We start from the raw sequence: 1,252 nt of genomic DNA, 5'->3' as shown, positions 1-1,252 counted from the left end.
CGCTCATCAAGCTTCGAAATCGAAGATACAGGAGTCGATTCAGCGGATTGAGAAGGGGATTGAGACTGGTAAGGGTGCTGTTAAAAGTTCAGGTAAAGTGTATCCAACAAGACAAATTGATCCTGTGGCAGAAGCTCATATTATTGATAGAGTGAAAGAGCTTAAGGGAAAATTGACTAGTGGATATAAAAAGTCTGGAAACTTTGCTTTAGCAGAAGTAGATGTAAATGGACTAAATAGAAAAGAATTTTATGCTCAGAGTAGTATAGATGAATTGCAAGGTGTTTTAGCAGAAAGAGTGCCGGATATTTCGTTGAAGCCTAACAATCCAATTTTTGAGGCTTCGAATGCCGCAGATAAGAATGGAATTGAATATTTAAGAGACTCTGATACTGAATATAAAATTCTAAATGATATTGCAAACAGACTGGGAGATAATACCGAAACAACTGGTAAAATTAAACTGTTTACAGAATTAGATACTTGTGATAGCTGTAGCAAAGTAATAGCGGAATTTTCAAGAAAATATCACAATATAGAATTAGAGGTCATCCATAATAATGGAAATAGAATAAAACCTTAATTTTTACAGAAGGGATATAGATGGAAGATTGGGAATATAGTGAATTGCTTGAGGCTGTTAGAGAAATTTATGATAATTTATTAAATGAAGATAGAGGATATAAATACGCTATTGCAAGAACTTTTTATGAATTCGAAACTGTATGTAATGAAGGTAAAACAGAAAATTTATTGGTGCACTTAGCCATTGGTGAGATAATATTAACACATCCAAAAGTTTTTGTCGGTGTAGTTGATACTATAAAAAAAGAGCTAGCAAGCATCGATATGAAAGAGTTGGAGAAAGAACTGTCATCTGAAGATGTAGACAATCTTTTGACGAGAATAAATCATGTTAATAATAAACTTAACAACGTGTTGCTGGACTATGATCCCGATGCTGCAAATTATTAATTCATATAATTAGGAGAGTTTATTTTTAATTAGAGAAAGCTTATTGAATATAGCATAAGATTTAGTCATGGAAAAAACATATCCTAACAAATTGGTGAGTAAACTAAAATTAAAGCACTTGATTGTCTTTTGAGCAACAGGTGCTTTTTTTTAGGATAAGATTGAGTAAGTACATCATCTATTTATTCTAAGTGGAATTTTGCATTTTATACCTCATATAAGGTGTACAAACATTTAAGTCGTTTGAACAAACTAAAACAGAATTTGAATCGTTTAA

2 protein-coding genes are annotated in these 1,252 nt (G+C 31.9%); both read left to right on the top strand.

From position 1 onward, the window contains the following. A partial coding sequence (locus tag BTR1S_RS21445; RefSeq protein ID WP_061781691.1) for a deaminase domain-containing protein occupies window positions 1-583 on the top strand: 583 nt, incomplete at its 5' end. Between the two features lie 20 nt (window positions 584-603). Further along, window positions 604-975: an Imm3 family immunity protein gene (locus tag BTR1S_RS21440; protein WP_029419227.1), complete on the top strand. Its 372-nt coding sequence runs from the start codon at window positions 604-606 to the stop codon at window positions 973-975. Window positions 976-1,252 lie beyond the last annotated feature (277 nt).

The sequence above is a fragment of the Bacillus sonorensis NBRC 101234 = KCTC 13918 genome, from assembly GCF_001592005.1.
Lineage (GTDB): Bacteria > Bacillota > Bacilli > Bacillales > Bacillaceae > Bacillus > Bacillus sonorensis.
Note: the sequence above shows the minus strand (reverse complement) of the source record. Positions and strands in the feature narration are given on the sequence as shown.

Bases quoted from the DNA above. Each gene is read 5' to 3' on its own strand.
- BTR1S_RS21440 (WP_029419227.1), top strand. From the start codon at position 604: ATGGAAGATTGGGAATATAGTGAATTGCTTGAGGCTGTTAGAGAAATT.